We start from the raw sequence: 22574 nt of genomic DNA, 5'->3' as shown, positions 1-22574 counted from the left end.
CCGGCCGAGCGACAAGGCGACCGGGGCCCCCGAGGCACCGCAGCGCCCGACCGAGCGCGACACCCCCTCCGGTGCGACCGCCCCCGCGGAGCCCGCCGAGGCGACCGAGGTGACCCCGGCGGCGCCGAGCGCGCCCGCGCCGCAGGCCCCGCAGAGCACCACCCCGGCGGGCGCCGCCCCCTCGGAGGCGACGAGCGCGCCGACCACCGGCCAGGACGAGCCGGACGTCTACGAGCGCGACGCCGACGTCGCGCCGATCACTGACGCGCCGCAGGCCCCGGAGTCGCAGGCCCCGGCGGCCGAGCCCGAGGCCCCGGTTGCCCAGGCCCCTCAGGCACCGCCTGCGGAGCCGGCCCAGGCGCCGGCCGCCGAGCCCGAGGCTCCCGCGGCCGAGCCCGCCCGGGCGCCGGCCGCCGAGCCGGAGGTCCACCCGCTCGACGCGGTCGAGGCCGAGCCGGTCACCCCGGTCGACACCCCGGCCCCCACCCGTGACCGCATGCGCACCCTGCGCACCCGTCTGGCGACGTCGAACAACGCGATCGGCAAGACCCTGCTCGCCCTGCTCAGCAGCGGCTCGCTGTCGGAGGAGGACTGGGAGGACGTCGAGGACGTCCTGCTGCGCGCCGACCTCGGCATCGAGCCGACGACCGAGCTCGTCGACTCCTTGCGCGCCCACGTCGCCATCGACGGCACGACCGACCCCGAGGTGGCCAAGGACTGGCTCTACGCCGACCTGCTCCAGCTCGTCGACCCGAGCATGGACCGCGGGCTCGCCGCGAGCCGTGTCGACGGCCGGCCCGCCTGCCTGCTCGTCGTCGGGGTCAACGGCACCGGCAAGACGACGACCGTCGGCAAGCTCGCGCGCGTGCTCGTCGCCAACGACCGCGACGTCGTGCTCGGCGCAGCCGACACCTTCCGCGCCGCGGCCGCCGACCAGCTCGAGACCTGGGGCGCGCGCGTCGGGGTCCCCGTGGTGCGCAGCGACCGCGACGGGGCCGACCCGGCGGCCGTCGCCTTCGACGCCGTGCGTGCCGGCGCCGAGATGGAGGCCGACTGCGTCGTCATCGACACCGCGGGCCGGCTCCACAACAAGGTCGGGCTGATGGACGAGCTCGGCAAGATCAAGCGGGTCGTCGAGAAGCAGCAGCCGGTCGACGAGGTGCTCCTCGTCATCGACGCGACGACGGGCCAGAACGGCCTGGCCCAGGCGAAGGTCTTCGCCCAGGCCGTGGACGTCACCGGTGTCGTGCTCACCAAGCTCGACGGCACCGCCAAGGGCGGCATCGTCGTCGCGGTCCAGCGCCAGCTCGGCGTCCCCGTCAAGCTCGTCGGTCTCGGCGAGGGTCCCGACGACCTCGCCCCCTTCGTCCCCGAGGCCTTCGTCGACGCCATCGTCGGCTGACCTCTCACGGCAGCACGAAGGGGGTGGGCGCTCGGCGCCCACCCCCTTCGTCGTCTGCTCCGGTCCCCGCCGGGCGTTACGTGCTCTTCTTCGTCTTCAGCTCGAAGCCGAGGTAGTAGCGGATGCTCGTGCCCGAGATCTGCGCCCACTCGACGGTCGCGGTGATCGTCGCCGTGCCGTCGCCGACGGGGTTCGGCGCCGTGCACGTCGCGGTCTTGTCCGCGACGAGGACGAGGGCAGAGGGGCAGTCGACCTCGGACTTCTTCAGCCCGATGCCGCCAAGGCCGCGGACGACCTCGGACTCGAGCTGGTCGGGCTTGAGGGTGTAGCGGCTGTCGGTGTTGGCCGTCGAGCCCGCCGGGGTCGGGGGCACGCTCGAGCTCGGCGCCGACGGCAGGGTCGAGCTCGTGCTCGACGGCTCCGGCTCCTGGGTCGGCTCCGGCTCCTGGGTCGGCTCGGGCTCCGGCGAGCTCGAGGTGTCCTCGCTGGGGGCGGTCGTGCTGCTCTGGGGCGCCACGGACGTCGTCTCGTCGTCGACCGGGCTGCTCGCGACGCCGAGGGCGACGAGCGCCGCGAAGCCGACGCAGCACGCGAGGACGAGGGCGGTGATGCCGCCGACGACCCACGCCCAGACCGGCACCCGACGGCGGCCGGAGGGCTGGCCCCCGGGCTGGCCGGGGTAGCCACCCGGACCGGGGTACCCGCCGGGGCCACCCGTGGGGGGACCGCCGTGGGGCGGGGGACCGGGGGGTCGCTGCCCGGGGCCACCGGCCCCTGGACCGGGCGGCGGCGGTGGGATGCTCATGCGGGGCTCCTCAGATCTGACGGACCCCTTCGGCCCGGTGCGTCATCATCGCCTCCCACAGGACCGCTCCGAGGGATTAGCGCGCCCTGGCTCGTGGCGGGTGGTGGTCTCGAGGCTCGTCGCAGAGCTCCTCGCACCTCGACCAGCGAAGTGGGTGGTCTCGAGGCTCGTCGCAGCGCTCCTCGCACCTCGACCAGCAAGAGCCTTCCTCGCACCTCGACCAGCGAAGTGGGCGGGTCAGGGGGTGGGTGGGAGCTGGCAGGCGGCAGTGCCACCGGGGAAGAGGTGGCGGTTGCGCGCGACCCACCGGTAGACGACACCGGCGAGCGGGTTGACCCCCGGCAGGAGCAGCGCGGCGCCGGCGGGCCGCACGACGGACCGGGACGCGAGGAGCATCCGGGCGACGGCGTCCTGCGCGCTGCTCACCTGGCCGTCGGCACCGACCCACTGCAGGGCTTCCTCGCACTGGTGCGTGGTGAGGCCGAGGGCCTCGAGGTCGAGCGCCTGCGAGGGCTCGACGTCGTAGGTGTCGGCAGACGGCCGCAGCCGCCGGGAGACGAGGCTCGCGGCACGCGTGCACATGCCGCAGTCGCCGTCGTAGACGAGCACAGGTGTCATGCCTTCATCATCCCAGCCCAGGTCGCGCACGACCGCACCCGGTGGGCGGTCGTCGTCCCCCTTCGCGTCCCGCATCGTGGGACGCAGAGGTGTCGGTAACGCACCGCTTACGAAGGGGGGCCATCCGCAACCTCGTCGAAACAATCGGCCGAGGGAGGCGAAACCTGCGCCGCGTTGGCTGCTCCGCATGAGTCCAGCACTGATGCCCCTCGCGGCGGAGCCACCGGCGATCGACCCCGCGGCGACCGCCTTCATGATCATCTGCGCGGCCCTGGTCCTCCTCATGACCCCGGGTCTCGCCCTCTTCTACGGCGGCATGACCCGCGCCAAGTCCGTCCTCAACATGATGATGATGAGCTTCGGCGCCATGGGCGTCGCCGGCGTCGTCTACGTCCTGTGGGGCTACTCGATGTCCTTCGGCGGTGCCGACGTCGCGGGCATCTTCGCCAACCCCTTCGACAAGTTCGGCCTGCGCGGCGTCGCGAGCACCGTCGAGGGCGTGACGACGACCGTGGGTGCCGACGGCATGCCGGTCATCGACGTCTTCGGCGCCGGCGTCTGGCTGCCGGAGGTCCTCTTCGCGGGCTTCCAGCTGACCTTCGCGATCATCACCGTCGCCCTCATCTCCGGCGCCATCGCCGACCGCGTGAAGTTCTCGACGTGGATGGTCTTCGTCGCGATCTGGCTCACCCTCGTCTACTTCCCGATCGCCCACATGGTGTGGGGCGGGGGCCTGCTCTCGGGCGCCGAGGGCGGCATCGCCGGTGCGATGTACGGGATCACCGACGGGGTGGCGAACGTCGCACCCATCGACTTCGCCGGTGGGACGGTCGTGCACATCAACGCCGGCATCGCCGGTCTCGTCCTCGCCCTCGTCGTCGGCAAGCGCCTCGGCTTCGGCAAGACCGCGATGCGCCCGCACAACGTGCCGCTCGTCATGATCGGCGCCGGGCTGCTGTGGTTCGGCTGGTTCGGCTTCAACGCCGGCTCCGAGCTCGCCGCGGACGGCCTCGCCTCGCTCGTGTGGGTCAACACCACCGCTGCGACCGCTGCGGCGATCCTCGGCTGGCTGCTCGTGGAGAAGATCCGCGACGGTCACGCCACCTCGATCGGCGCCGCCTCCGGTGTCGTCGCCGGTCTCGTCGCCATCACCCCGGCCTGCGGCTCGCTCTCGCCCGTCGGCTCGCTCGTCCTCGGCGCGGTCGCCGGTGGTCTCGCGGCCCTCGCCGTCGGCCTGAAGTACCGCTTCGGCTACGACGACTCCCTCGACGTCGTCGGCGTGCACCTCGTCGCCGGGCTCTGGGGCACCGTCGGTGCCGGTCTGCTCGCCACCGAGACCGGGCTCTTCTACGGCGGCGGCATCGACCAGACGGTCGTCCAGGTCGTCATCGCCCTGGCCAGCCTCGTCATCTCGGCGGTCCTCACCCTCGTCATCGCCCTCGCCCTCAAGGCGACGATGGGCTGGCGGGTCAGCGAGGACGACGAGGTCGCCGGCATCGACGCGGCGGAGCACGCCGAGTCCGGCTACGACCTCGTCGCCCGCGGCGGCCGCCTGGGCGTCAGCAGCGCCGGCGTCCAGCACGACGCGCGTCACCACGAGGAAGTCACCACCGAAGGAGCCAAGGCATGAAGCTCGTCACCGCCATCATCAAGCCCCACCAGCTCGACGAGGTGAAGGAGGCGCTCGAGGCCTACGGCATCACCGGCATGACGGTGAGCGAGGCGAGCGGCTACGGGCGCCAGCGCGGGCACAGCGAGGTCTACCGCGGGGCGGAGTACACGGTCGACTTCGTGCCGAAGATCCGCCTCGAGGTCCTCGTCGAGGACATGGACGCCACCTCGGCGGTCGACGTCGTCGTCTCGACGAGCCGCACCGGCCGGATCGGCGACGGCAAGGTCTGGGTGACCACCGTCGACGAGGTCGTCCGGGTCCGCACCGGCGAGCGCGGCGTCGAGGCGCTCTGACGCCCGCCGGCCACGGCCGGCACCGCACCACGGCACCACCGCACGAGACCGCAGCGAGCACAGGAGCGTCATGACCTCGACGAGCACCGACCCCTCGGCGCCGCAGGACCTGCGAGCAGCTCGGCTCGACCTCGCCGGCACCCGGGACTTCGCCGTCCCGGGTGCCGGCGGGACGCGGCGGGCCGCCATCGCCGCCGCCACCGACCGGTGGCTCACCGGGGTCTTCGACGAGGCCGTGGGTGCCCGGCCCGGGCTCGCGCTGGCCGCGGTCGGCAGCCTCGGGCGGGCCGACTCCGGCCCGCTCAGCGATCTCGACCTCGTCCTCCTGCACGACGGGCGCAGCCACCGCGAGCGCGAGGTCGCCGTCCTCGCGGACCGCATCTGGTACCCCGTGTGGGACGCCGGGCTGCGCCTCGACCACAGCGTCCGGACGGCAGGGGAGTGCCGCTCGGTCGCGGCCGACGACCTCACCGCCGCCGTCGGCCTGCTCGACCTGCGTCTCGTGGCGGGCGACGCAGACCTCGTGTCGGGCGTCCGCTCGAGCGTCGCCCACGACTGGCGGGCCAACGCCCGCAAGCGGCTGCCCCAGCTCGTCGAGGCGACCGCCGCCCGGCACCTGCGCCACGGCGAGCTGGCCCAGTCGCAGGAGCCCGACCTCAAGGAGAGCCGCGGCGGGCTGCGTGACATCACCGTGCTGCGCGCCCTCACCCAGGCGTGGCTCACGGATCGCGACCGCGGTCGCCTCGACCAGGCCCACGCGCGCCTGCTCGACGTCCGCGACGCCGTGCACCTCACGACGGGGCGCGGTCGCGACCGGCTGCTGCGCGACGACGCCGACGCCGTCGCCGCCCTGCTCGGCCTGTCCGACAGCGACGAGCTCCTCACCGTCGTGTCGACCTCGGCCCGCACCATCGCCTACGCGCTCGACGGGGCCACCCGTCGGGCCGGCCAGTCGCAGCGCGCGCGCACCCTGCGCGTCGGGCCCCGCCGCCCGGCGATGGTGCCGCTCGGCTACGGGCTCTTCCGCCACGACGGCGAGGCCGTCCTCGGCTCCACCCAGCAGGTCGGCGTCGACGCAGAGCTGCCCCTGCGGGCCGCTGTCGTCGCCGCCCGGAACCGGCTGCCGCTGGCCCCCCAGACCCTCGCCAACCTCTCCCGGGCCCCTCGGCTGAGCACACCATGGCCGGACGGGGCCGTGCGCCAGCTCACCGAGCTGCTCGCCAGCGGCGCGGGCCTCGTGCCCACATGGGAGGGGCTGGACCAGGCGGGCCTGGTCTCGCAGTGGCTCCCGGAGTGGGACGCCGTGCGCAGCCGCCCGCAGCGCAACGCCGTGCACCGGCACACCGTCGACCGCCACATCCTCGAGGCGGTGGCCCAGGCCGCCCGGCTCTCGCGCGACGTCCAACGCCCTGACCTGCTCCTCCTCGGCGCCCTCATGCACGACATCGGCAAGATCGCCGGCGCCAACGACCACAGCGTCGAGGGGGCGAAGATCGCCCGCGGCGCGATGCAGCGCCTCTCCCTGCCCCCACAGGACGTCGCCCTCGTCGAGCTGCTCGTGCGCGAGCACCTCACCCTCATCGAGGTCGCGACCCGCCGAGACCTCGACGAGCCCGCGACCATCGACGCCGTCGTCGAGGTCGTCGACGGCCGGCTCGAGACCTTCGAGCTGCTGCGGGCACTCACCGTCGCCGACAGCCAGGCCACCGGCCCGAAGGCGTGGACCCAGTGGCGCGCCGACCTGCTCGGCACGCTCACCGACCGCGTCCGCGAGCGCCTGTCGGGGAGCCCGGTCGCCCCGCCGCAGGAGCAGGGTGCGGTCGACCTCCCGCCGGAGGCACGCGACGCGATCGGGGTGGGTCACCCCTTCGTCACCGTGACGCAGGCCCCGACCGGCTGGGTGGTCCACGTCTACGACCGCGACCGGCACGGGCTCTTCGCCGACACCGCGGGCGTCCTCGCCGCGCAGGGTCTCACCGTGCGCAGCGCGCGACTGGCTACCCAGGACGGCATCGCAGTCGACCAGTGGGTCGTCGAGTCGCCCGGCGGCGACGCGCCCGAGCCGCGCCGGCTCGCCGCGTCGCTCACCCGGCTCGCCGGGGGTGACCGAGGTGCCCTCGGGGCGCTCGCCCGCAGCCGCTCCACCCGGCCGGCCTTCCCCTCGGCGGCCGGCGCCACCCGCGCCTTCGTCCTGCCCTCCGGCAGCGCGGCGGCGAGCGTGCTCGAGGTGCGCACCCAGGACCGGCCCGGTCTGCTGCACGACCTCGGCATGTGCCTGGCCCAGCAGGGCGTCGGCGTGCGCTCGGCGCACATCGCCACCCACGCGGGCCAGACGCTGGACACCTTCTACGTCACGCTGCCCGGCGGCGGGCCGCTCAGCCCGGCGAAGACGGCCCAGGTCCTGTCCGCCCTCATCGACGCCTGCGACCTCGACGACCGGCCGGTCGGCGGCTAGCGCGCGGGCGACTACCCTGGGCCCGTGTTCACCAGCCTGTCCGACCGCCTGACCGGGACCTTCGCGAACCTCCGCGGCAAGGGCCGCCTGTCCGAGTCCGACGTCAACAAGACGATCCGTGACATCCGGATGGCCCTCATCGACGCCGACGTCGCGCTGCCGGTCGTCAAGGAGTTCACCAGCGCCGTCCGCGAGCGGGCGACCGGTGCCGAGGTCAGCGGGGCGCTCAACCCCGCCCAGCAGGTCATCAAGATCGTCAACGAGGAGCTCGTCGGCATCCTCGGCGGCAACACCCGTGAGCTGACGCTGGCCAAGCGCCCGCCGACCGTCATCATGCTCGCCGGCCTCCAGGGCTCGGGCAAGACGACCTTCGCGGGCAAGCTCGGCGCGCGCCTCAAGGAGCAGGGGCACACCCCGATCCTCGTCGCCGCCGACCTCCAGCGGCCCAACGCCGTCACCCAGCTCGAGGTCGTCGCCGAGCGCGCCGGCGTCTCCGTCTTCGCACCCGAGCGCGGCAACATCGGCGGCCACGACGCCGGTGCCGCCGGTGAGGGCACGCGCTCCTTCGGCGACCCGGTCTCGGTCGCCCGTGAGGGGATCGCGCACGCGCAGAGCCGCCAGCACGACGTCGTCATCGTCGACACCGCCGGTCGTCTGGCCGTGGACGCGGACCTCATGCAGCAGGCCGCCGACATCCGCACGGCGATCTCGCCCGACGAGGTCCTCTTCGTCATCGACGCGATGATCGGCCAGGCCGCGGTCGAGACCGCGCAGGCCTTCCAGCAGGGCGTCGACTTCACCGGTGTCGTGCTCTCGAAGCTCGACGGCGACGCCCGCGGCGGTGCCGCGCTGTCCGTGGCGCGCACGACCGGCCGCCCGATCATGTTCGCCTCCACCGGCGAGGGGGTGCGCGACCTCGAGGTCTTCCACCCCGACCGCATGGCCAGCCGCATCCTCGACATGGGCGACGTGCTGACCCTCATCGAGCAGGCCGAGCGCGCCTTCGACGCCGGACAGGCCGAGGAGATGCAGCGCAAGTTCCTCGCCGCCGAGGACTTCACCTTCGACGACTTCCTCCAGCAGATGGCCGCGCTGAAGAAGATGGGCTCGCTGAAGTCGATGCTCAAGATGATGCCGGGCATGGGGCAGATGGCCGCCCAGCTCGACAACCTCGACGAGCGCGAGTTCGACCGCGTCGAGGCCATGGTGCGCTCGATGACCCCCTTCGAGCGCAACCACCCCAAGCAGATCAACGGCTCGCGCCGCGCGCGCATCGCCCGCGGCTCCGGGGTGCAGGTCTCCGAGGTCAACCAGCTGCTCGAGCGCTTCGGCGAGGCGCAGAAGATGATGAAGCAGCTCGCCCGCGGCGGCGGCATGCCCGGCATGCCGGGCCTGCCCGGGATGGGCGGCGGCAAGAAGGCGCGCCAGCCCAAGCAGGTGAAGAAGAAGGGCAAGTCCGGCAACCCCGCGAAGCGGGCCGAGCAGGAGCGTGCGGCGGCCGACCGCGCGGCCGGCAAGGGCCCGGCGGGCAGCGCCTTCGGTGCCGGGGGCGGCCCGGGAGCCGCGCCCGACCTCGACCCGAGCCAGCTGCCGAAGGGGTTCGAGAAGTTCCTCGGGCAGTGAGCGAGATGGCCAGCCCGGTCCTCCACCACGTCTCGAAGGGGGAGCACGGCCCCCGCGTCGCCTTCTTCCACGGACTCTTCGGTCAGGGCCGCAACTGGGGGACGATCGCCAAGGCGATCGGCGACATCGCCCGCCCGACCCTCGTCGACATGCCCGACCACGGTCGCTCGGGCTGGACCGAGCAGTTCGACTACGTGCGGGCTGCCGACACGGTCGCGCAGACGCTCCTGTCCATCGCCGACGACGAGCCGTGGGTCGTCGTCGGGCACTCGATGGGCGGCAAGATCGCCATGCTCCTCGCGCTGCGCCACCCCGAGCTCGTCGAGCGGCTGTGCGTCGTCGACGTCTCGCCGGTCGCGTACCGCGAGGGACGCGAGTTCGAGGGCTTCGTCGCGGCCATGCGGGCGATGGACCTGCGCAGCACCGCCAGCCGTGAGGAGGCCGACGCCGCGCTCGTCGAGGCGGCGCCCGACCCGGGCGTGCGCGCCTTCCTGCTGCAGAACCTGCGCCGCGAGGGCCAGGGCTGGCGCTGGCAGATGAATCTCGAGGTCCTCGGCGACGCGATCCCGGCCCTGCGCGGCTGGCCCGCCGAGGCCGTCGAGGGACGCACCTACGACGGGTCGGTGCTGTGGGTGGCCGGCGCCGAGTCGGCCTACGTCCGCGACGAGATGGGACCGGCGATGCGGGGGTACTTCCCGCGCACCCGTCTGCTGACCATCAAGTCCGCCGGGCACTGGGTGCACTCGGAGCAGCCCGAGATCTTCGTGCAGGCGCTTCGCCGCTTCCTCACGGCCTGACGGCCCCCGCCCCGCGCGGCGGGCCGGTGACGGCGCGGATAGTGTCGAGGTCCGCTACCGAAGGGGACATGACGTGCACCTGGACCGCACCGCCCACGCCGAGGACCTCGCCGACTTCGTCGAGGCGTCTCCGTCGAGCCACCACGCCGCCGCCGAGGTGGCCCGCCGGCTGCAGGAGTCCGGCTTCACGGCGCTCGTCGAGAGCGAGGCCTGGCCGAGCGCGGCCGGGCGCTACCTCGTCGTGCGCGACGGCGCCGTCATCGCGTGGGTCGTCCCGGCCTCGGCGACCGCGACGACGCCGGTGCGGGTCTTCGGCGCCCACTCCGACTCCCCAGGCCTCGTCCTCAAGCCCCAGCCCAGCACCGGCGCCCACGGCTGGCTGCAGGCCGGTGTCGAGGTCTACGGCGGGCCGCTGCTCAACTCCTGGCTGGACCGCGAGCTGCGCCTGGCCGGACGGCTCGTCCTCGACGACGGCTCGAGCGTGCTCGCCGACTCCGGGCCGCTGCTGCGCCTGCCCCAGCTGGCGATCCACCTCGACCGCGACGTCAACGAGGGCCTCGCCCTGGACCGCCAGCGTCAAACCCAGCCGGTCTGGGGCCTCGGCGCGGCGGCCTCGGCCGACCTCGTCGGCGAGATCGCGTCGACCTCGGGCGTCGACGCCGCCCGCGTGCGGGGCTTCGACCTCGTGACCGCCGACGCGGCCCGGGGCCGCATCTTCGGGCAGGACGACGTCTTCTTCGCCTCCGGCCGGCTCGACGACCTCGCGAGCGTCCACGCCGGGGTTGTCGCGCTCGGCGAGGTCGCCGGTGCCGACGCCGACCACGTCGCCGTCCTCGCCGTCTTCGACCACGAGGAGGTCGGCTCGGCGAGCCGCTCGGGAGCGGCCGGTCCCTTCCTCGAGGACGTCCTCGCGCGGATCGGCATCGCCCTCGGGGCGAGCCCGGAGGAGCGCCTGCGTGCGATGGCGTCGTCGTGGTGCGTGTCGAGCGACGTCGGGCACTCGGTGCACCCGAACTACCCCGAGAAGCACGACCCCGTCGTGCGCCCGGTGCTCGGCTCTGGCCCGATCCTCAAGGTCAACGCGAACCAGCGCTACACGACCGACGGCGCCGGGACCGCTGCCTGGCGCGGGTGGTGCGCGCAGGCAGGGGTGACCTCGCAGACCTTCGTCTCGAACAACTCCGTGCCGTGCGGGTCGACGATCGGCCCGATCACCGCGACGCGCCTGGGCATCCGCACCCTCGACGTCGGGATCCCGCTACTGTCGATGCACTCCGCGCGCGAGCTCGCCGGCACGAGCGACCTCGTCGACCTCACCCTCGCCGCGGCGGCCTTCCTCGGCGGCGACGGCCGCTCGTCCGCGGCGCGCTGAGGCCGACGATGACGACGCTGCACGTCACCGGCCGGGTCCTGCTCGACGAGCACGAGGTGGTCGACGAGCTGTGGGTCGTCGGGGGACGCATCACCTTCACCGCCCCGACGACGTCAGGACCGTGGGAGCACGTCGAGGGCTGGGTCGTGCCCGGATTCGTCGACGCGCACTGCCACGTCGGGCTCGACCGGCACGGCGCCGTCGACGAGGCGACGACGGAGCAGCAGGCGCTCGCCGACCGTGACGCCGGCACCCTGCTCATCCGTGACGCCGGGTCGGCCGCCGACACGCGGTGGGTGGACGAGCGCGACGACCTGCCGAAGATCATCCGGGCCGGGCGGCACATCGCCCGGACCCGGCGGTACATCCGCAACTACGCGTGGGAGGTCGAGCCCGAGCAGCTCGTCTCGCGGGTGCGGGCCGAGGCCCGCGCCGGCGACGGCTGGGTGAAGCTCGTCGGCGACTGGATCGACCGCGAGGTCGGCGACCTCACGCCGTGCTGGCCCGTCGACGTGCTCACCGAGGCGATCGCCGCCGCGCACGAAGAGGGGGCGCGGGTGACCGCCCACTGCTTCGGCGAGCAGTCCCTCCACGACTTCGCCGCAGCGGGCACCGACTGCATCGAGCACGCGACCGGTCTCGACGACGAGAGCATCGCCACCTTCGCCCGGCAGGGCATCACGGTCGTGCCGACGCTCGTCAACATCGAGACCTTCCCCGCCATCGCCGAGCCGGCCCGCGAGAAGTTCCCCGACTACCACCGGCACATGCTCGACCTGCATCGTCGTCGCCTGCAGACCGTCGCGTCCGCGCACGAGGCGGGGATCCCGGTCATGGTCGGCACGGACGCGGGCGGCTCCATCGCGCACGGCCTCGCGGCGCAGGAGATGCACCTGCTCACGCAGGCCGGCATGACGCACACCCAGGCCCTGTCGGCGGGCACCTGGGCCGCACGCCGCTGGCTCGGCCGCCCGGCGATCGCCGAGGGCGAGGACGCCGACCTCGTCGTCCTCTCCGCCGACCCGCGCGAGGACGTCCGCGCCTGCGCCACGCCCCGTCACGTCGTGCTGCGGGGTGCCACCGTCGCCTGAGCGGTCGGCGGGGGAGTCCCCGCCTCCCTCCCCTTCGCACGCGCCATCTGGCGGATGAGCGCGAATCGCCGCTACGCCGATGACGTAGCGGCGATTCACGCTCATCCGACGTGGGGGAGGGATCAGGCGGGGGAGCCGACCCGCTCGCGCTCGTCCTCGTGCGGGCCCTGGGCCTGCTCGGCGGCCCGCTCGCGACGGTGCTCCTTCGTGCTCCACGCGACCGCGCCGATCCAGGCGGCCCACACGAGGCCGTAGACGACCCACTTCACGGTGCTGTCGAGGGCGAAGCCGTCCTTGCCCATGAGGGTGCGGGCGTTGGTGAGGACGATGAGACCGCCGACGAGGCTGCCGAGGATGCGCGGGGGCACGATGCGCACGATGTACGCGGCGATGGGGGCGGCGATCGCGCCGCCGACGAGCAGGACGATGACCCAGGACCACTCGATGCCCTGCGAGCCGAGCGCGAAGAGGAAGCCCAGGCTCGCGGCGAGGGCGACGAGGAACTCGCTGGTGTCGATCGAGCCGATGGTCTTGCGGGGCTCGATGCGGCCGCTCGCGAGCAGCGCCGGGGTGCCGACCGGGCCCCAGCCGCCACCACCGGTCGCGTCGACGAAGCCGGCGAAGAGGCCGAGCGGGCCGAGGAAGCGCTTGCGCAGCGGCTGGCCGAGGCGGTCCTTGCGCAGACCCTTGACGGTGAAGCGGACGAGGACGTAAAGGCCGAGGAGGAGCAGGATCCCGCTCATGACCGGCTTCGCGGTGCCGGTGTCGAGCGAGGACAGGAAGGTCGCGCCGGCGAAGGCGCCGACGGCGCCGGGGATGCCGATCTTGGCGACGACGCCCCAGTCGACGTTGCCGAAGCGCCAGTGCGAGGCGCCGGAGAAGAGCGTGGTGCCGATCTCGGCGAGGTGGACGGTGGCCGAGGCCGCGGCCGGGTTGGTCCCGATCGCGAGCAGCAGCGTCGTCGTCGTGACGCCGTAGGCCATGCCGAGCGACCCGTCGACGAGCTGGGCGAGGAAGCCGACGACGGCCAGGAGGACGAGCTTGCGCATCGCTGGGGGACTCTCTGTGGGGGAGGACGAGCGGGGCGGGATGGGGCGTCGTCGTGACGTCCGTGGCGACCCGGCGCTCGGCCGGGCGTATCTCCCACCCGACCAGTGGGAGTTGATCAGAACGTCGCGTTATGAGTCAAGTAACGCGGTGTTATGTCTCAGCGGGTGGTCCTCCTGGCCCCCGCCCGACCGGCGATACTGGGCCCATGGACATCTCCGCGCGGTCGGACTACGCGGTGCGCGCGCTGCTCAGCCTCGTCGCCGCGCAGGACGGTCGGCCGGTCTCGGTCGAGCAGCTGAGCGGCGAGCAGGAGCTGCCACGCAAGTTCCTCGAGGCCATCGTCGCCGACCTGCGCCGGGCCGGCCTCGTGACGAGCCGGCGGGGCGCCGCCGGCGGCTACCTCCTCGCCCGGCCGGCCGACGAGATCTCCGTCGGTGACGTCATCCGCGCCGTCGACGGCCCGCTCGCGGAGATCCGGGGCCAGCGCCCCCAGGACCTCGTCTACACCGGGTCGGCGCAGCGCCTGCCCGTCGTGTGGGTCGCCCTGCGCGCCGCCCTGCGCGACGTGCTCGACGACACGTCCCTTGCGGCCATCGCCTCCGGCGAGCTGCCCGCCCTCGTCCAGGACCTCGCCTCGCGGCCCGACGCGATGCACAACAGGTAGGACGAGCGGTGCCCTACCTGCCCCCTCACGACGAGGTCACCGATCTCGCGGTGCTCGCCCCCTTCGTCGCCCGTCACCCGCTCGCCGCGCTCGTGACGCACGACGGCACGACCCCCGACGTCGACCTCGTGCCGCTCCTGCTCCTCGACGACGCCGACGGTCGCCGTCTCGTCGGGCACGTCGCCCGGGCCAACCCGCTGTGGCGTCCCGGTCGGCAGGAGGGGCCGGTCATGGCGACCTTCGGCCCGGCCGAGCACTACGTCTCGCCGACCTGGTACCCGAGCAAGGCCGTGGACCACCGCGTCGTCCCGACGTGGAACTACCTCGTCGTCCACGGGTGGGGCGAGCTCGTCGTCCACGACGACCCTCGCTGGGTGCGCGGTGTCCTCGCCCGGCTCACCACGGCCATGGAGTCCGGCCGGGAGCGGCCGTGGCGCATGGGCATGGCCCCGGCCGACTACCTCGACGCGCGCCTGGGCGACGTCGTCGGCGTCGAGATCCCGCTCACCCGCCTCGTCGGCCGCTTCAAGGTCTCGGCCGCGCGCTCCGACGCGGACCGTCTCGGCGCGCACGACGGCATCGCGGGGGAGGGCGGCGGACGGGCCGTCGAGGACCTCCTGGCGGCGATGGCCGACCCACCGCAGCGCGCTGCGGCGCCTCGCGACGATTCGTGACGCGGGCCGCGCTCTGGCAGACTGGGCCCAGTACACCTTCCGCCGGCAGCCGCCGGCGGATGTCTACCCTGGGCGCCGGCTCCCCGCACCGACTCATCTCGTGCGGTCTCGCCGCGCCCTCAAGCATGACAGGAGACCACTCACGTGGCCGTCAAGATCCGTCTGAAGCGCATGGGCAAGATCCGCGCGCCGTTCTACCGCGTCGTCGTCATGGACTCGCGCACCAAGCGCGATGGCCGGGCCATCGAGGAGATCGGCAAGTACCACCCCACCGAGGAGCCCTCGCTCATCGACATCGACATGGAGCGCGCTGCCTACTGGGTGGCCAACGGTGCGCAGCCGACCGAGGCCGTCGCGCGCCTGCTCGAGGTCGTCGAGAGCGGCAACCTCAAGGTCAAGGACGCCAAGACCCCCAAGAAGGACCTGTACGAGGCTGCCCTCGCCGCGTCCGGCTCGGAGGAGGAGCAGCACAAGGCCGTCACCGCCAAGAAGAAGGCGGACAAGAAGGCCGCTGACGAGGCTGCCTCCGCCAAGGCCGCCGAGGAGGCTGCCGCCGCGGAGACCGCTGCCGAGGCCCCGGCCGAGGCCGACGCCGAGACCAAGCAGGACTGACCGTGCTCGACGAGGCGCTGGAGCACCTGGTCACCGGGATCGTCGACCACAAGGACGAGGTCGTCGTGCGCCAGAAGGACCTACGTCGCGGCACCGTCCTCGAGGTCCGGGTCCACCCGGACGACCTCGGTCGCGTCATCGGCCGCTCCGGCCGCACCGCCACCGCCCTGCGCACCGTGCTCGGTGCGCTCTCGGGTGGCGAGAGCGTCCGGATCGACATCGTCGACACCGACCGCGAGGGCTGAGCCCGAGCGACACGAAGGGGGCCCGCACCACTGGTGCGGGCCCCCTTCGTCGTCCCCGGGCGGGACGGGCTCAGAAGAGCCCGGTGAACTGGTGGAAGCCGCGGGGGCGTGCGACCGGCTCGAAGGGGTAGGGCGACGCCACGCTCGCCCGGCCCCGGTAGACGAGCAGGTCGTAGGGCCAGCGGCTGCTCACCGCCGCGATGTCGGGCACCCCGTCACGGGTGAGGTCGCCGATCGCGGTGACGTCGAGGTGCGTGTGCCAGCCGGTCCCGACCCGCGAGCGGTAGCTCACGGTGCCGTCGGGGTTCGTCGCGTAGAGGCGCAGCAGGCCCGAGGTCTTGTCGACGGTGAGCAGGTCGGCGCGCCCGTCGCGGGTGAGGTCGCCGGGGCCGATGACGCGGGAGAAGCGGTTCCAGCCCAGGGCCAGACGGGTCTTGCCGGTGAGGACCGCGCTCGTGCCCGAGGGGGTCACCGTGAAGCGGAAGAGCTGCCCGCCGGGGGTGATGGCCAGGACGTCGGGACGCCCGTCGCCGGTGAGGTCGCCGGGCGAGACGAGCTGGGCGTAGGTGTTCCAGTCCTCGGAGCCGGCGACGAGGACGGGCGGCAGGGTGCCCTTGCCGGTCCCGCGGTGCAGGTGCAGCTCGCCGGTGGCGGCGACCCGGGCGAGGACGTCCTGCCGGCCGTCGCCGTCGGCGTCGAGCCGCAGCAGGCCGTTGTAGGCGGACCAGCCGGAGCCGAAGGTGCTCGGGTTGACGAGCGTGCCGGCCGAGCTGCCGCGGTAGATCGTGATGGCGCCGCCGTTGCGCGACGGGGTGTAGCCCAGGACGTCGGGCCGCCCGTCGCCGGTGAAGTCGCCGGAGCCGGAGATGCTCTGCGCGCTCATCGGCTGGGGCTTCTTCGCGCTGCCGAAGGTGAGGGTGCCGTAGTACGTCGTGAGGATCGAGCGGTGCTCGCGCCCGAGACGCCGGGCGCAGTCCTGGCTGCCCCACTGCGACATCCGCACGCCGTTCGCGGCCTTGCCGCACGTGTCGCGGCTCGAGACGTCGTAGCAGTTCATGTTCGCGCAGAACTGCGAGAGGAAGATCTCGCCGCCGCGGTGCATGTACTGGGACCACGTCGCGTCGACCGCGGCGTCGGTGCGGGGGTGCGCCGAGCCGGGGACGTAGAGCTGGTCGGCGACGGTGTCCTTGACGTCGTAGCACGTGCCCTGGTGGACGTAGGTCGTGCTCTTGCGGTGCAGCACCTGGTGCCACGCGAAGGTCTTGGCCGCCATGGCGCCGGCCTCGAGCGAGCGCGAGTCCCACGAGGGGATCCACTCGCGCGGCAGGACGTCCTTGACGTAGCGCTTGAAGTCGACGACGTCGACGCGGCCGAGCTTCGTGCGGTAGACCCGGATCGTCTTGGGCGGCACCGTCTGCGAGGTGTACCCGGTACAGCTCGGCAGCACGGAGCGGGTCGTCGTCTGGGGCTGCGGGCTCACCGGTGTGCGGGCGCTCGCGCCGGACGCGGGCGCGAGGGTCAGCGCGACGAGCGCGGCGAGCACGAGGGCGAGTGCGGGACGCAGGGGGCGTCGGCGCATGGCGCGCATGGGGTCTCCTCGGCGGGGGGACAGGAGGGGGCGAAGGGGCGCCGCCCGGGACGAGGATGGCGTATCGCAGCCGGGCAGGTCTGCCCCGGGCAGGTCACGATTCGGTGGCGTCCGGCGAGCCGCCGCGGGCGAAGTACCGTGGGGCGCATGAGCACCGGTCACGTCGTCGCCCGTATCGGCAAGCCGCACGCGCTGCGCGGCGAGGTGACCGTGCAGCTGCACACCGACGAGCCCGAGGCGCGTCTCGTGCCCGGCGCGGTCCTCACGACGCGGGCGCAGCCGGGCTCCGGCGTGCCCCGTCAGCTGACGATCGCGACGACCCGTGTGCACCGCGGGATCTGGCTCATCGGCTTCGAGGGCATCCCCGACCGCACCGGCGCGGAGTCCCTGCGCGGCACCCGCCTCGTCCTCGACGACGCCGTCCTCGCGCCCGCCGACGACGAGGACGACGAGGGCTGGTACGAGGAAGAGCTCGTCGGGCTCGAGGTCCGCGACACCGCGGGCGTCGTCCTCGGCACGGTCGCCGCGCTCGAGCTCGGCACCGCGCAGGACCGTCTCGTCGTCGACCTCGCCGACGGCGGGCGCACGCTCGTCCCCTTCGTCGAGGAGATCGTGCCGACCGTCGACCCCGAGGCCGGCCACGTCGTGCTCGACGCGCCCCCCGGGCTGCTCGAGCTGGGCCGGGAGGGCTGATGAGGTTCGACGTCGTCTCGATCTTCCCCGACTACCTCGCGCCGCTCGACCTCTCGCTCATCGGCAAGGCGCGCCGCGACGGTCTCGTCGACCTGCGGGTGCACGACCTGCGCGACTTCACCCACGACCGCCACCGCACCGTCGACGACACCCCGTACGGCGGGGGAGCCGGCATGGTGATGAAGCCCCAGCCGTGGAGCGAGGCGCTCGACCACGTCCTCGGCACGGCCGACGACGCGAGCGGCCCGGCCCCGGTCCTCGTCGTCCCCGGCCCGGGCGGCCAGCCCTTCGACCAGGCGACGGCGCGCGAGCTCGCGCAGGCCCCGTGGCTCGCCTTCGCGTGCGGGCGCTACGAGGGCATCGACGAGCGCGTCTACGAGTGGGCGGCGCAGCGCATGGAGGTGCGCGTCCTCTCCCTCGGCGACTACGTCCTCAACGGCGGCGAGGTCGCCGTCCTCGCGATGACCGAGGCCGTCGTGCGCCTGCTGCCGGGCGTCGTCGGCAACGCCGAGTCGCTCGTCGAGGAGAGCCACGAAGGGGGTCTGCTCGAGTACCCGATCTACACCAAGCCCTCGGTGTGGGAGGACGGCGACGGGGTCGTCCGAGCCGTGCCCGACGTCCTGCTGTCGGGCGACCACGCCCGGATCGCGGCCTGGCGCCACGAGCAGCGTCTCGAGCGCACCGCCGCCCGGCGGCCCGACCTGCTCGCCGCCGCGGCGACGACCGGCGCGCTCGCCGATCTCGACGCCTCCGTCGCGACGCCTTCTGACGCCCCGGAGATCGCTGTCGTCCAGCGGGCGTGCTGGGCGCAGATGGTCGCCGTCCCGCAGCACTGGTGGGGCGCGCCGGCCGAGAGCGCGCAGGACGTGCGCGACGGGCTCGCGCACTGGGACACCCACGTCTTCCGCAGCGAGGGCCGCCTCGTCGCGTCCGTGCGCGTGCGCCGCGACCCCGCGGACCCGGCGGTGTGGCAGATCGGACGGCTCATGGTCGTCCCCGACCTCCAGGGGCGCGGGATCGGGCGCCAGCTGCTCGCCCACGCCGAGTCGCTCGCGCCGGCCGACGTCACGACCTACTGGCTCAACACCGCGACCGAGGTGCCCCACCTCATGCGCATGTACAAGAAGGCCGGGTACCGACCCGTCGGCCCCGGCGAGGGGCCGGGGACGACCGATCTCACGAAGAGGCGGGCGGCCACCCCTTCGCGCTGACCGCCCCCTTTCGCCGAGGTATGGCAGACGGTCCTCGGACGGGCCGTCGGGGGCGCAGATCTCCATACCTCGGCGAAGGGGAGGGAGCCGGGGGAGGGGCGGGCGCAGCGCGATTTCAGCTCTGCGCGGGTGCTCTGGCACCATGGACCACTGCGCCCGAGTGCTCTGCCCCTGCCACAGGGGGAGTGCGACCACCAGGTCGGCACGCGGCGGACGGGCGCCGCACCATCTCCAGACACATCATGTGCGGGCGGCCTGTGGCGCTCGCGGGAAGCAGAGCATCATGCAGCGTTTCGACGCGATCGACCAGGCCTCCATCAAGGCCGACATCCCCGACTTCCGCGCCGGCGACACCGTCAAGGTGCACGTCAAGGTCATCGAGGGCAACCGCTCCCGTATCCAGGTCTTCCAGGGCGTCGTCATCCGCCGCCACGGCGGCGGCGTCGGCGAGACCTTCACCGCCCGCAAGATCTCCTTCGGCGTCGGCGTGGAGCGCACCTTCCCGCTGCACTCCCCGAACATCGACAAGATCGAGGTCGCGACCCGCGGCGACGTGCGCCGCGCGAAGCTGTACTACCTGCGCGGTCTGCGCGGCAAGGCGGCCCGTATCCGCGAGCGTCGCGACACCCCGGCCAGCTGATCGTCGGGCCGCTGCCAGGTGCAGCGCCTACGCTGAGGCCTCGATGAGCCACGAGACCGACGAGACGACCCCCACCGCCCAGCGGGAGGGGGTCGTCCCGCGTCGTGGGCGCCGCCTGCTGCTCCAGCTCGGGCTGGCCGTCCTGCTCGTCTTCCTCGTCCGCGGGCTCGTCGCGCAGTCCTACTTCGTGCCGACCGCCTCGATGGAGCCGACGATCCAGGTCGGCGACCGCGTCGTCGTGAGCAAGATCCACGGAGAGCTCGAGCCGGGAGACCTCGTCGTCCTCGACGGCACCGGCACGCTCGCGCCGGCGGACCGCTCGGCCTTCGTCTCCGACGGTCTGATCGGACGCACCCTGGCCTCCGTCGCGTCGACCTTCGGGATCGACCTCGGCGAGCAGGACTACCTCAAGCGGGTGGGCGCGGTCGGCGGGCAGCGCCTGTCGTGCACGCCCGAGGGCGGGCTCGTCCGCGACGGCGAGCCGGTCCCCGAGCCCTACCTGCCGGCGGGCGAGCGGTCGTGCACCGACCCCTTCGACGTCGAGGTCCCGCAGGACCGGATCTTCGTCCTCGGCGACAACCGCGCCCGCTCGGCGGACTCGCGGTCGCTGCTCGGCAAGCCCGGCGGCGGGATGATCCGCACCGACGACGTCGTCGGCACCGTCGTGTGGCGGTACTGGCCGCTGTCGGCGCTCGGGTCCCCGTGACCTGGGCCGATGCCCGACCCCGACGACGGTGCGCCGGACGGCTCGCGATGTGCGAGCCCGCCGCGCCGTCGGTGATACTGGCCGTGCCAGGCGTCCTGCCGCCGGCCGGACGAGCAAGGAGACCACGTGGGTACTGACGCCGACTCGGCACGCGCCGAGGCGAAGGACGAGACGCCGGAGGGCGAGCGACGACCCGGTGTCGGCGCCCGCATCGGCGGCGCCGTGCGCGAGCTGGTCATCGTCCTCGCGATGGCCCTCACCCTGTCTTTCGTCGTCAAGACCTTCTTGCTCCAGGCCTTCTACATCCCCAGCGAGTCGATGGAGGACACCCTCCTCGTCGGGGACCGGGTCGTCGTCTCGAAGCTCACGCCGGGCCCCTTCGACCTCCAGCGCGGTGACGTCGTCGTCTTCGGCGACCCGGGCGACTGGCTCAACGAGACGCCCCCCGTCAACCACGGGGCGGCGCTCAACGCGGTGCGCGACACGATGACCTTCGTCGGGCTGCTCCCCGACACCTCAGAGGGACACCTCATCAAGCGCGTCATCGGGCTGCCCGGTGACCGCGTCCAGTGCTGCGGCAGCGACGGCAAGCTCATGGTCAACGGCGCGACGATCGACGAGGCGAGCTATCTCAAGCCCGGGTCGAGCCCGAGCAGCGTCGACTTCGACATCACCGTGCCCGAGGGCAAGGTGTGGGTCATGGGCGACAACCGCGACGACAGCTCGGACTCGCGCTTCCACGACCCGAGCGGCACGGGCCGCGACGGCGCCGTGCCGATCGACCTCGTCGTCGGGCGTGCGCGCTTCACCGTGTGGCCGCTCGACCGCGCGTCGAGCCTGTCGAACCACTCCGAGGTCTTCGCCGACGTGCCGCGGACCCGCGCCGCTGCTGGCCCCGGCGGCCAGGTCGTCGCCGCGCGGTGATCGCGTGAGCGCTCCCACCCGGCTGCCCGCCCGCCGCACGAAGGGGGGCCGCCCCACCTCGACCAAGCCCAGCCTGCGCGTCGAGCGCGACCTGCAGCGGCAGGGCTTCCGCGTGCTCGCGGGCATGGACGAGGTCGGCCGGGGCGCGCTCGCCGGGCCGGTGAGCGTCGGGGTGGTCGTCGTCGACGAGACCGTGCGCTCCGCACCCCAGGGGGTCCGCGACTCCAAGCTCATGACGGCGGCAGCCCGCGAGCAGATCGTGCCGCGGCTGCGGCGGTGGGCGGTCGCGAGCGCGGTGGGCCACGCGAGCGCCGCCGAGATCGACGAGATCGGCATCATGGCCGCGCTGCGTCTCGCCGGGTGCCGAGCCCTCGCCGCCCTCGACGTCGTGCCCGACCTCGTCATCCTCGACGGCAACCACGACTGGCTCACCGCCCCCGAGGAGGTCGGGCTCTTCGCCGAGCTGTCCGAGGGGCCCGCGACCCCGCCGGTGACGACGATGATCAAGGCCGATCTCGCGTGCTCGTCCGTCGCCGCGGCGAGCGTGCTCGCCAAGGTCGAGCGCGACACGCAGATGGTGGCGCTGGCGCAGGAGCACCCGCAGTACGGGTGGGCCGAGAACAAGGGCTACTCGGCGAGCGCGCACATGGACGCCCTCGCCGCGCACGGCCCGTGCGTGCTGCACCGCCGCTCCTGGAGCCTGCCGGGCGTCGGGCATGATGACCAGGTGCCCGCCCCCGACCCTGAGCAGGTGAGCTCGTGAGCGCCGAGGACCTCGAGAAGTACGAGACCGAGATGGAGCTCGCGCTCTACCGCGAGTACCGCGACGTCGTGCACCTCTTCAGCCACGTCGTCGAGACCGACCGCCGCTTCTACCTCGCGAACTCCGTGCAGGTCGACGTCCGCGGCGAGGGTGCCGAGGTGTACTTCGAGGTGACGATGGAGGACGCGTGGGTGTGGGACATCTACCGTCCCGCCCGCTTCGCCAAGCACGTCCGTGTCGTCACCTTCAAGGACGTCAACGTCGAGGAGCTCGCCAAGAGCGACCTCGAGGTGCCGAAGACCGGCTTCTGAGAGGTCCGGGTCCTTCGGCGCCGGAGGGCCGCCGGGGCCTCGGTCGGGGAGGTCGGTCGGCGCCGTGTGGTGAGGGCCGGCCGGGAAACCTCGGCGTGACCGGGACACCCCTGCCTGACCTGGTCATGACCCGGTCTTCCACCGGTTTCCCGGGCGCGGGCAGATGTCCCGGTCGCGGGCGGGTGTCCCGGACCGCACCGGGGACCCTCCCGTCCGAAGGGGGGGTGAGCCCGGGCTCGTCGTCCGAAGGGGTGAACCAGGACTCGTCGTCCACAGGCCGCCCGTCGCCCCGGACGTCGTCCACAGGGCGGCGCCCACCCCTTCGTGACGGGGGAGCGCCGCCGTTGACTGGCGGCGGAGGTGGT

23 protein-coding genes are annotated in these 22574 nt (G+C 73.5%); 19 read left to right on the top strand and 4 right to left on the bottom strand.

All coding sequences use genetic code 11. The features are described from left to right. The first annotated feature begins 256 nt into the window (after positions 1 to 256). Positions 257 to 1402, top strand: coding sequence for a signal recognition particle-docking protein FtsY (gene ftsY, locus EEW87_RS06405; RefSeq protein WP_404812378.1), 1146 nt, complete (start codon positions 257 to 259; stop codon positions 1400 to 1402). 76 nt (positions 1403 to 1478) lie between these two features. On the opposite strand, the gene EEW87_RS06400 is transcribed toward ftsY, so the two are convergent. Together EEW87_RS06400 and EEW87_RS06395 are read right to left on the bottom strand one after the other, a co-directional pair. Then, positions 1479 to 2207, bottom strand: a complete 729-nt coding sequence (locus EEW87_RS06400; RefSeq protein WP_163562388.1) for a hypothetical protein — start codon at positions 2205 to 2207, stop codon at positions 1479 to 1481. A 237-nt stretch (positions 2208 to 2444) separates the two neighbouring features. Next, on the bottom strand, positions 2445 to 2825 hold the full coding sequence (locus EEW87_RS06395) for a thiol-disulfide oxidoreductase DCC family protein (RefSeq protein ID WP_123093278.1): 381 nt from the start codon (positions 2823 to 2825) through the stop codon (positions 2445 to 2447). A 187-nt stretch (positions 2826 to 3012) separates the two neighbouring features. Between EEW87_RS06395 and EEW87_RS06390 the strand changes: the two genes are divergently transcribed. The 7 genes from EEW87_RS06390 to EEW87_RS06360 all read left to right on the top strand — a co-directional run bounded on the left by EEW87_RS06390 (position 3013) and on the right by EEW87_RS06360 (position 12128). Then, positions 3013 to 4455, top strand: coding sequence for an ammonium transporter (locus tag EEW87_RS06390; protein ID WP_123093277.1), 1443 nt, complete (start codon positions 3013 to 3015; stop codon positions 4453 to 4455). Further along, positions 4452 to 4790 (top strand): P-II family nitrogen regulator, encoded by a 339-nt coding sequence (locus EEW87_RS06385; protein ID WP_068274613.1) that lies wholly within the window; start codon positions 4452 to 4454, stop codon positions 4788 to 4790. Before EEW87_RS06390 ends, EEW87_RS06385 begins: the two co-directional genes overlap by 4 nt. A gap of 70 nt (positions 4791 to 4860) precedes the next feature. After that, entirely contained in the window at positions 4861 to 7245 is a 2385-nt protein-coding gene (locus tag EEW87_RS06380; protein WP_123093276.1) for a [protein-PII] uridylyltransferase, read from the top strand. A gap of 24 nt (positions 7246 to 7269) precedes the next feature. Next, positions 7270 to 8868: a signal recognition particle protein gene (gene ffh, locus EEW87_RS06375; RefSeq protein WP_123093275.1), complete on the top strand. Its 1599-nt coding sequence runs from the start codon at positions 7270 to 7272 to the stop codon at positions 8866 to 8868. 5 nt (positions 8869 to 8873) lie between these two features. Next, positions 8874 to 9665, top strand: a complete 792-nt coding sequence (locus EEW87_RS06370; RefSeq protein ID WP_123093336.1) for an alpha/beta fold hydrolase — start codon at positions 8874 to 8876, stop codon at positions 9663 to 9665. 73 nt (positions 9666 to 9738) lie between these two features. Continuing rightward, positions 9739 to 11037 (top strand): M18 family aminopeptidase, encoded by a 1299-nt coding sequence (locus EEW87_RS06365; protein ID WP_123093274.1) that lies wholly within the window; start codon positions 9739 to 9741, stop codon positions 11035 to 11037. Between the two features lie 8 nt (positions 11038 to 11045). Further along, complete coding sequence (locus tag EEW87_RS06360; RefSeq protein WP_123093273.1) at positions 11046 to 12128, top strand: amidohydrolase family protein; 1083 nt, start codon at positions 11046 to 11048, stop codon at positions 12126 to 12128. Positions 12129 to 12250: 122 nt separating this feature from the next. Here the strand turns inward: EEW87_RS06360 and EEW87_RS06355 are convergent, their stop codons facing one another. After that, positions 12251 to 13177, bottom strand: coding sequence for a sulfite exporter TauE/SafE family protein (locus EEW87_RS06355; protein WP_123093272.1), 927 nt, complete (start codon positions 13175 to 13177; stop codon positions 12251 to 12253). Between the two features lie 206 nt (positions 13178 to 13383). Between EEW87_RS06355 and EEW87_RS06350 the strand changes: the two genes are divergently transcribed. The 4 genes from EEW87_RS06350 to EEW87_RS06335 all read left to right on the top strand — a co-directional run bounded on the left by EEW87_RS06350 (position 13384) and on the right by EEW87_RS06335 (position 15373). Beyond that, positions 13384 to 13842 carry an RrF2 family transcriptional regulator gene (locus EEW87_RS06350; RefSeq protein WP_123093271.1) on the top strand — a complete coding sequence of 153 codons (459 nt, stop codon included), beginning with the start codon at positions 13384 to 13386 and terminating at the stop codon, positions 13840 to 13842. Positions 13843 to 13850: 8 nt separating this feature from the next. After that, positions 13851 to 14516: an FMN-binding negative transcriptional regulator gene (locus EEW87_RS06345; RefSeq protein WP_123093270.1), complete on the top strand. Its 666-nt coding sequence runs from the start codon at positions 13851 to 13853 to the stop codon at positions 14514 to 14516. A 144-nt stretch (positions 14517 to 14660) separates the two neighbouring features. Continuing rightward, the gene (gene rpsP, locus EEW87_RS06340; RefSeq protein WP_068274639.1) at positions 14661 to 15128 is read left to right on the top strand and encodes a 30S ribosomal protein S16; all 468 of its coding nucleotides are present in this window, start codon (positions 14661 to 14663) and stop codon (positions 15126 to 15128) included. A gap of 2 nt (positions 15129 to 15130) precedes the next feature. Further along, complete coding sequence (locus EEW87_RS06335; RefSeq protein ID WP_068274642.1) at positions 15131 to 15373, top strand: RNA-binding protein; 243 nt, start codon at positions 15131 to 15133, stop codon at positions 15371 to 15373. A gap of 70 nt (positions 15374 to 15443) precedes the next feature. Here EEW87_RS06335 and EEW87_RS06330 read toward each other — a convergent pair whose 3' ends face one another. After that, the gene (locus tag EEW87_RS06330) at positions 15444 to 16961 is read right to left on the bottom strand and encodes an FG-GAP-like repeat-containing protein (protein WP_123093269.1); all 1518 of its coding nucleotides are present in this window, start codon (positions 16959 to 16961) and stop codon (positions 15444 to 15446) included. A 147-nt stretch (positions 16962 to 17108) separates the two neighbouring features. Between EEW87_RS06330 and rimM the strand changes: the two genes are divergently transcribed. The 7 genes from rimM to EEW87_RS06295 all read left to right on the top strand — a co-directional run bounded on the left by rimM (position 17109) and on the right by EEW87_RS06295 (position 22209). Beyond that, entirely contained in the window at positions 17109 to 17654 is a 546-nt protein-coding gene (gene rimM / locus EEW87_RS06325) for a ribosome maturation factor RimM (RefSeq protein ID WP_123093268.1), read from the top strand. Beyond that, positions 17654 to 18865, top strand: coding sequence for a tRNA (guanosine(37)-N1)-methyltransferase TrmD (gene trmD / locus EEW87_RS06320; protein WP_123093267.1), 1212 nt, complete (start codon positions 17654 to 17656; stop codon positions 18863 to 18865). Before rimM ends, trmD begins: the two co-directional genes overlap by 1 nt. Before the next feature lie 283 nt (positions 18866 to 19148). After that, positions 19149 to 19505: a 50S ribosomal protein L19 gene (gene rplS, locus EEW87_RS06315; protein ID WP_123093266.1), complete on the top strand. Its 357-nt coding sequence runs from the start codon at positions 19149 to 19151 to the stop codon at positions 19503 to 19505. A 43-nt stretch (positions 19506 to 19548) separates the two neighbouring features. After that, positions 19549 to 20211, top strand: coding sequence for a signal peptidase I (gene lepB / locus EEW87_RS06310; RefSeq protein ID WP_123093265.1), 663 nt, complete (start codon positions 19549 to 19551; stop codon positions 20209 to 20211). A 126-nt stretch (positions 20212 to 20337) separates the two neighbouring features. Continuing rightward, complete coding sequence (gene lepB / locus EEW87_RS06305) at positions 20338 to 21135, top strand: signal peptidase I (protein ID WP_240341664.1); 798 nt, start codon at positions 20338 to 20340, stop codon at positions 21133 to 21135. A gap of 4 nt (positions 21136 to 21139) precedes the next feature. Further along, on the top strand, positions 21140 to 21898 hold the full coding sequence (locus EEW87_RS06300; RefSeq protein ID WP_404811832.1) for a ribonuclease HII: 759 nt from the start codon (positions 21140 to 21142) through the stop codon (positions 21896 to 21898). Then, on the top strand, positions 21895 to 22209 hold the full coding sequence (locus tag EEW87_RS06295) for a DUF2469 domain-containing protein (RefSeq protein ID WP_068274666.1): 315 nt from the start codon (positions 21895 to 21897) through the stop codon (positions 22207 to 22209). Before EEW87_RS06300 ends, EEW87_RS06295 begins: the two co-directional genes overlap by 4 nt. The last annotated feature ends 365 nt before the right edge of the window (positions 22210 to 22574 follow it).

Origin of the sequence: Janibacter melonis, assembly GCF_003721155.3 — a bacterium.
GTDB lineage: Bacteria > Actinomycetota > Actinomycetes > Actinomycetales > Dermatophilaceae > Marihabitans > Marihabitans melonis.
The sequence above is the reverse complement of the archived record's forward strand: the minus strand, read 5'-3'. Positions and strand labels throughout refer to the sequence as shown.

Excerpts from the sequence above, each read along its gene's own strand:
- EEW87_RS06400 (WP_163562388.1), bottom strand. The coding sequence starts at position 2,207 with ATGAGCATCCCACCGCCGCCGCCCGGTCCAGGGGCCGGTGGCCCCGGG.
- EEW87_RS06395 (WP_123093278.1), bottom strand. The coding sequence starts at position 2,825 with ATGACACCTGTGCTCGTCTACGACGGCGACTGCGGCATGTGCACGCGT.
- EEW87_RS06390 (WP_123093277.1), top strand. The coding sequence starts at position 3,013 with ATGAGTCCAGCACTGATGCCCCTCGCGGCGGAGCCACCGGCGATCGAC.
- EEW87_RS06385 (WP_068274613.1), top strand. The coding sequence starts at position 4,452 with ATGAAGCTCGTCACCGCCATCATCAAGCCCCACCAGCTCGACGAGGTG.
- EEW87_RS06380 (WP_123093276.1), top strand. The coding sequence starts at position 4,861 with ATGACCTCGACGAGCACCGACCCCTCGGCGCCGCAGGACCTGCGAGCA.
- EEW87_RS06370 (WP_123093336.1), top strand. The coding sequence starts at position 8,874 with ATGGCCAGCCCGGTCCTCCACCACGTCTCGAAGGGGGAGCACGGCCCC.
- EEW87_RS06360 (WP_123093273.1), top strand. The coding sequence starts at position 11,046 with ATGACGACGCTGCACGTCACCGGCCGGGTCCTGCTCGACGAGCACGAG.
- EEW87_RS06355 (WP_123093272.1), bottom strand. The coding sequence starts at position 13,177 with ATGCGCAAGCTCGTCCTCCTGGCCGTCGTCGGCTTCCTCGCCCAGCTC.
- EEW87_RS06350 (WP_123093271.1), top strand. The coding sequence starts at position 13,384 with ATGGACATCTCCGCGCGGTCGGACTACGCGGTGCGCGCGCTGCTCAGC.
- EEW87_RS06330 (WP_123093269.1), bottom strand. The coding sequence starts at position 16,961 with ATGCGCGCCATGCGCCGACGCCCCCTGCGTCCCGCACTCGCCCTCGTG.
- rimM (WP_123093268.1), top strand. The coding sequence starts at position 17,109 with ATGAGCACCGGTCACGTCGTCGCCCGTATCGGCAAGCCGCACGCGCTG.
- trmD (WP_123093267.1), top strand. The coding sequence starts at position 17,654 with ATGAGGTTCGACGTCGTCTCGATCTTCCCCGACTACCTCGCGCCGCTC.
- rplS (WP_123093266.1), top strand. The coding sequence starts at position 19,149 with ATGCAGCGTTTCGACGCGATCGACCAGGCCTCCATCAAGGCCGACATC.
- lepB (WP_123093265.1), top strand. The coding sequence starts at position 19,549 with ATGAGCCACGAGACCGACGAGACGACCCCCACCGCCCAGCGGGAGGGG.